Annotated in this window: 6 protein-coding genes; 4 read left to right on the top strand and 2 right to left on the bottom strand. The window is 63.2% G+C overall.

Features of this window, described 5'->3' with window-relative positions:
- Nucleotides 1–255 precede the first annotated feature (255 nt).
- The 4 genes from KDB67_RS15155 to KDB67_RS15140 all read left to right on the top strand — a co-directional run bounded on the left by KDB67_RS15155 (nucleotide 256) and on the right by KDB67_RS15140 (nucleotide 4929).
- The gene (locus tag KDB67_RS15155; protein ID WP_291017217.1) at nucleotides 256–1506 is read left to right on the top strand and encodes a hypothetical protein; all 1251 of its coding nucleotides are present in this window, start codon (nucleotides 256–258) and stop codon (nucleotides 1504–1506) included.
- Nucleotides 1503–2843, top strand: a complete 1341-nt coding sequence (locus KDB67_RS15150; RefSeq protein WP_291017213.1) for a lipase family protein — start codon at nucleotides 1503–1505, stop codon at nucleotides 2841–2843. The genes KDB67_RS15155 and KDB67_RS15150 overlap by 4 nt, the downstream gene beginning before the upstream one ends.
- A gap of 78 nt (nucleotides 2844–2921) precedes the next feature.
- Complete coding sequence (locus tag KDB67_RS15145; protein ID WP_291017210.1) at nucleotides 2922–4121, top strand: MFS transporter; 1200 nt, start codon at nucleotides 2922–2924, stop codon at nucleotides 4119–4121.
- Between the two features lie 139 nt (nucleotides 4122–4260).
- On the top strand, nucleotides 4261–4929 hold the full coding sequence (locus KDB67_RS15140; protein ID WP_291017207.1) for a hypothetical protein: 669 nt from the start codon (nucleotides 4261–4263) through the stop codon (nucleotides 4927–4929).
- A gap of 67 nt (nucleotides 4930–4996) precedes the next feature.
- On the opposite strand, the gene KDB67_RS15135 is transcribed toward KDB67_RS15140, so the two are convergent.
- Together KDB67_RS15135 and KDB67_RS15130 are read right to left on the bottom strand one after the other, a co-directional pair.
- Nucleotides 4997–5494 carry a hypothetical protein gene (locus KDB67_RS15135; protein WP_291017204.1) on the bottom strand — a complete coding sequence of 166 codons (498 nt, stop codon included), beginning with the start codon at nucleotides 5492–5494 and terminating at the stop codon, nucleotides 4997–4999.
- Between the two features lie 24 nt (nucleotides 5495–5518).
- A complete protein-coding gene (locus KDB67_RS15130) occupies nucleotides 5519–6448 on the bottom strand; it encodes a hypothetical protein (RefSeq protein ID WP_291017201.1) in 930 nt (309 codons plus the stop codon).
- Nucleotides 6449–6763: the final 315 nt, after the last annotated feature.

Below are 6763 nucleotides of genomic sequence, written 5' to 3'. Positions count from 1 at the left end.
CCTGGGTGAGGGTTCCGTCTGCGGCCGGTATCACCACTCGCAGCGTGGCCGCGAGCGCAAAGATCCCGATGACGATCATTCGGCCTGATGACATGGTGAGACCCTGGGGCAGCGTCATATCGTGACCATATTAGTTAGCCTTACCTAAGTGCAATTCGTTCGATCCTTGCCATCACGGGCAGAGTGCGTTGCTTTGATTTCATCCGGTTCACATGAGACGTTTGGGTGATTCAAACCACATTCTCAGGAGATCGCATGACGAGAATCAGCCGCACCGTGCTGCTGGTGTTATCGACGATGCTGGTCGCGGCGTCGGCGCTGCTGCCGGCCCCGGCGCGGGCCGCCGAGTACGACCGGTACCTGAACCTGCCGCTGGTCAACCGCGACGCCGCGCACGGCACGGGCGGTTTGCACCCCGATCTGCAGACCGACGTGCCGACGCTCGGCAAGCTGCTCGGGCAGGCCCGCAAGGCCGGGGTGGCGCCGACGTCGTACCGGGCGCTGCTGGCGCAGTACTGGCTGGCCACGGCCACCTCCGAGGCCGGTATCGACCTCAGGTCGTGGAATCCGCGCACCGGCGCGATGGCCAACCGCAGCGTGCTGATCAAGTCGTACCGCTACTACGAGAACTTCCAGCTCTCCCACCGCGAGCTGCAGTGGGCGGGCATGGGTGGCCAGGTGGGCGCCGACTTCGGTGGCGGTCTCGTCGACTTCGAGCTGTTCAGCATGCCGTTCGACGTTAAGGAGATCGGGCTGGCCGCCAACGCCGTCGTCAAGGCCGTCACCGATGCCGGTGGTCCAGCCCTGCGCAACGCGCTGCCCGACGGGCTGCTCGCGATCGCCGACGGCGGCGCCAAGATCAACGGCAACGACCTGCACTACATCCTCGGCATGATCATGGTGATGCAGAAGAACATCTTCTCCGACCTGATGCCGATGCACGCCGCCTACGTCGACAAGGGTCTGCCCGCGATCGCTGAAATGCGCGATTCCGGACTCTTCGACGACGAGATCTACCGGGCGTGGGAGGGTATCGCGTCGAAGGATCCCGACCGGATCGCCGCGGGGAACGCCCGGCTCCTGCGCCGCGAACAGGGTGAGGTGATCAAGGAGCAGTGGGATCAGGTCCGTAACTATCGCGGCAAGGTCGGCGCGGCCGTCACCTATCTGTCGACGGTGGCGGGTTCGCCGTCGGTGGCCGGGGTCAAACCGCCGCGGTCGATGGATCCGGTGGTTCTGTACTCCTCGACGCCCGACGGCAAGCGGCTCAAACTCACCACGCCACTGCCGGATTGGGATTGGTCGGTGTATCCGGAACGTTGGAAGTACATCAGCGGACAGCTGCTGCCGAAATACAAATTCATGGTCAATCACCGGTGGCCGCAGCTGCGTGCCACGCTGCTGATGCCGTACGAGCAGCAGTTCGAGTCGCACCGGCCGATCATGAACATCCCGCAGATCCTGTACTCGATGGCGAAGCAGATTCGCGTGGAGGTCGTGAAGTGAAGCAGCACAACATCTTCCGTCTGGTTTCCGCCATCACGGCGACGACTCTCGTCCTGCTCGGTGCGGGCTCGGGTGCCGCGGGTGCGGCACCTACCCATAAGACACCGTCGCTGCCGGAGATCTTCAACGGATTCGTGGTCGGCGCCTTCTCGGGCGCCAAGATGGGTACCACCCAGGAGATTTTCCACGCCCTCACCGCCGACGACCCGTTCTACAAAGAACCGAAACTGACCGGCAGCGAAAAGCCCGGCCAGTTGCTCAAATCCAAGAAGGTCGACGTCATGTATTCCGGCGTCAAACCGGCCAATCTGAATGCTTACAAGATCATGTATGTCACAACAGGTTTGGACGCCAAGACCCCGGAGATCAGCACCGGCATCGTGATGGTGCCGCAGGGTCGGCGCGGCGTCGACCGCAAGGTCGTCAGCTATCAGGAAGCCAATGATTCCGTCGGCGGCAATTGCCATCCGTCGGGGCAGTGGACCGGTCAGAATCCGATGGATGGTGCGTCGTGGTCGGCGCTCGGACCGCTGGCGATCATGTTCGACAAGGGCTACACCGTCACCATTTCCGATGTCGGCAACAACGGTGATAAATCGCCGCACGGTGTGTTCGCCGGAACGTACGCCGGTCACGCCCAGCTCGACGCCGTGCGTGCCGCCCAGCAACTGCCGAAGGAAGCACCACGCAAGGACGCCGAGGTGGTGCTGTTCGGTATCGCCGGCGGTGGTGTGGGAGCTGCCCGCGCCGCCGAGGATCAGGACGTGTACGCGCCCGAGCTGAAGGTGAAAGCGGCTGTGCTCGAAGGCATGGTGATCGATCAGCGCAACTTCATGCGCATCGCCAACGGATCGGTCGGATCGGGTTTCGCGTTCGCCAACCTGCTCGGTCTCGAACCGAAGTACCCGGACATGAACATCGACGCCCACCTGAATCCGACGGGAAAGAAGATCGCCGACTGGTATCGCACCCAATGCCAGACCCCCGCCTATTTCACGATGCCGTTCGTGCCGCTGCAAACGTTGTTCAAGGGCAACAAGAATCCGGCCGATATTCCGTCGTTCCAGCGCGCCTACCGCGACAATGTGCTTGGCAAGCGGGCACCGAAACCGAAGGTGCTCATTACCTCGTGCGCCAAGGATGATTCGGTCATGTCGATCGTGCCTGCCAAGGACGCCCGCAATCTCGCGGCCAAGTACCGGCGCGGCGGCACCCGGGTCACGTACGCGCCCACCAACTGCAGCTGGGTCGAGATGATCACCAACCTGTACCACTGGAGTACCGATCTGATCGGTGCGCAGACCCTGGCCTGGGTCGACGCCCAGTTCACCAGGTAAGGAGCCGCTCTCCCGGGAATAACCACCCGGTACCGGTCGTTGTTGCACACCTGTGACACGACGCGAGGCAGGACGAGCATGACCGAATCCGGCAAACACCAGCTGTTCACGCTCACCCGAGCCGTCACCCTGCTGCTGGCGGTGACGTGCGGGACGTCGGTGGCCGGCCTGTATTACGCACAGCCGCTGCTGGTGACGATCGCCGACCATCTACACGTGTCGTCGTCGACGGCGGCGTTCCTGGTGACCGCCTCCCAGATCGGGTACACGCTCGGCCTGATGTTCCTGGTTCCGCTCGGCGACGTTCTGGACCGCAAACGGTTGATCGTCGCGATGATGACCGTGGCGGTCGCGGCAGCTGCGGGTGCGGCCGCGTCGCCGAACTTCGTGACGCTGTGTGTACTCCTGGTGCTGGGCGGCATCACCTCGGCCACCGCGATGGTGGTGGTACCGATGGCCGTCGGTCTGGCCGCCGAGAGTGAGCGGGGCCGGGTCACCGGCACCGTGATGGGTGGTCTGCTGTTCGGAATCCTGTTGGCGCGCACCGTCAGTGGTGCGATCGCAGAATTCGGTGGCTGGCGTCTGGTATACGTAGCCGCCGCCGTGGCACTGGCCGTGCTGGCGCTGCTGCTGGTTCGGATACTGCCGCCGATCGCGCCGACGGCGTCGCTGACCTATCCGCGGCTGCTGCGGTCGATCTTCACCATCATCGGCCGCGAACCGGTACTCCGCGGCCGGATGGCGCTCGGATTCCTGGCGATGTGCGGTTTCGCCCTGATGTGGACGTCGTCGACGTTCCTGCTGGCCGAGGAATACGGCTATTCCGACGGCGTCATCGGCCTGTTCGGTCTGGCCGGTGTCGCGGGTGCGGCCGGGGCACCGGTGACCGGACGACTCGTCGACGCCGGACACGCCCGCCTGTCCACGACGCTGACCTGGTCGATCGTTCTGGTCGGCTGGGGCCTGCTGGCTTTGGGTATGCACCATCTGCCCGCGTTCATCGTCGGCATCCTGCTGTTCGACTTCGGTGTGCAGGCCGCGCATATCACCAACCAGAACCGCATCTACGGATTGCATCCCGACGAACGCAGCCGCCTCACCACCGCCTACATGGTGACGTTCTTCTTCGGCGGCGTCGCCGGCTCGATCATCGCCTCTCTCGCCTACGACGCCGGCGGCTGGCTCCTTGTCTGCGCCATCGGCGCCGGCCTCACTACCGCCGCCCTCGCCATTTGGGCCACGATCTGCGCCACCACCGAACGCGAAACGAAAATCTAGGTCTACGGGAAGTGGTATTCGGATTTCCGTAGCTTCGCCGGCGCGGCCGTGTAGAACGAGGACCGGCATGGCGTCGGGAATGTGGACGGTGGGGCCGTCGTTGTGATTGTGTTGCGGACCGTCGATCAGGAGGGTACCTGTGCGGGGAATCGACTTCAGTTCATGGAACGGGGTGTTGGCGTCGCTGCTGACGTTGACCATGGTGATGGTGGTCGGCGTCGGGGTGCGGTTGCTGGTCATGTTCACCGTGCAGCAGCGGCAGCAACGGATGAACCGGCAGATCAATGAGCGGCTCAAGACGCTTATCGCGGCGTACAAGGTGCTCGGCGGATCGTTCACCGGTGACCTGGCCGTCGACCCGCGACATAAGCGCGACATGAAGGCCGTCGGCGAATCCGAGTCCGACGATACCGGTGCGGACATGCTGTCGGGTGAGGGTTCGGACCGGGCGCGCCGGACCCGGGATGCGGTGGAGGCGGCGCTGTCGGATGTGTTCCTGCTCGGCACCGAGGAGCAGGTGCGCCTGGCCGAACAGGCCGCCCGCGACCTGGTGGCGGGTCGCCCGGTATACACCGCCGAACTCGTCACCTCGCTGCGTGACTTCATAAGGCGCGCACTGGATCTCGACCCGGTACCCGGTGATCTGGAGATCCGGCGGCAGGGTCCCGCGCGGCCGCCGTCATCGGGTGCGCGGCAGGGCCGATCGGGCGGACAGGACGGCGGTCGTGGTGGAGGTGGCGGCGCAGGAGGCGGCGGCGCTATGGGCATGGACATGGACATCGGTCGCCATGGTCGTCACGACGACTGAAACTCCGTCTTTGTCGCGCTCACGGTGAGCGCGACAAAGACGGAGCTTCGGAATTTCAGGAGATCCTTTAGGAAAAGATCAGTTCGCCGAGTTTGACGGCGGTGTGGGCTATCGCCGGGGTCTCGGTTTTGGAGCCGTAGGCGGAAAGTGTTCCGCTGCCGGTGTTTCGGATGACGAGCGCGTTGCGGTGTGCGGTCAGGAAAAAGACTGCGCCGACGCCGAGGCAGATCAGCGTGAAGAGCACGGATGCACCTCCGATCGGACTACCCATGCTCATCATCAGCGCCATGAATCCGACAAAAACGGCAGCCGAACCGTAGGTGATATGACGTGTGGAGGTGGTGTTACCGGACGTCACCTCGGTGACGTGCCGCAGGGGAGTCTCTTCCAGTAGATAGCCGCGTTCGATGAATCCGAAAATGGTCTGCGGCCGGTGCACGATCACCCTGCGATCGGTCACCGTGACGGTCGTCTTGAGGTGCGGAGTCACAGCGCTCGGCGTGAATTGTGTTTGGTGATAGATGGTTTCGCCTTGAAGCAGTGACGGCTGAAGCGCTGATGTCATAGTGAACCTTTGCGGGAGGGTTGATTATCGGAGGTAGGCGGTGGTGCCTTCCGGCGACCGGGTACTGCTGATCATTTTGGCGACGCAATGATCGCGGTCGAATCCTTGTTGCCGGCACCAATCCAGCGATGCCGCCGGACCGGTGAACGTCTGCCGAGTCACCGTCACCCATAGGCTCGGCGTGCTGAAGACGGGCCACTCGTCGCTCCACAGTAACCACGCGCCATCGAACCGCTGATCGAGGGAGACGAACTCTTCCAGAATCGACGCATTGTCCCAGGTGCGGCCCTCTGCATAGAGTCCCGGACGTTTGGAACTCAACTGGGCGACCCATGCGCCGTCGTAGGAGGCGAGAATGGACTTCCGATCAGTATCGGCCCGCGTGCGTAGATTCGCATTGACCAATGCTTCCGCGGACGTCCCGTCGGGAGTCCAGGGTGAGGACACCGTCGCCGAGTAAGGCTCCGATGATGCGGGAACAGTCGCCGCGCCCTCGACACCTTCCCTGGTCACCGACAGCGAGTAGCTATTCGCAGAATCGGCGGCCGGTGTCCCGAAGTAGCTCCCCGGCGGGAATGTGAGCATCAACTGCCGTCCCGACGAATTCGATGGTAGACCAACCGGATTCGATGAGAAGTCGAATGATCCGGCGGCGACCACGCCACCTGGTCCGGATACGGTGATCCTGGTGTCCGAATTTGCTAGGACATCACCGGAATCGCATGTGCCGGTTGCCGACAACGTGACCTGCAGACCGGACAGTGTGGTTGAGATGGCCGAGATATCGGTGGACGGCGCACTCGAGCATGCGGACACCTCATCCGGCGAACCGCCGCCGCTGAACGCATCGACCAGGCTTTCACCGGGTTCCATTTTCGCGTTCCAGATCAGCAGTCCCGCGACCAGGGCGATGACGATCACGGCGAGACTCACCGCCACGACGACATACGGCATCCTTCTGGGGTGATCCTTTGGGCGATCCGCCGGGACGGTGCTTCTGGCTGACGCGGTCACGACTCAAAGTGAGTGTGGAATGGTGTTTTTGGGAAAACTGTCCGAGTTCCCAGCGTTGCACATCGAATCCGCACCGGCTATCCGTCTTCGCAGGTTCGTCCGTCTGGGCGACAAGCCGCACCACGCGTCGATACCCGACTTCTACAGACCAGTAAAGAGTCCTTTTGTACTATCGATGGTCAGGTGTGCGACACGTCGCGTCGCACACCGAAGTGAGTGGATGGAGTGGTTGTGAACAACGCAGTGGGCGCACAT

Source organism: Gordonia sp. (in: high G+C Gram-positive bacteria) (genome assembly GCF_020438995.1).
Lineage (GTDB): Bacteria > Actinomycetota > Actinomycetes > Mycobacteriales > Mycobacteriaceae > Gordonia.
The sequence above is the reverse complement of the archived record's forward strand: the minus strand, read 5'-3'. Positions and strand labels throughout refer to the sequence as shown.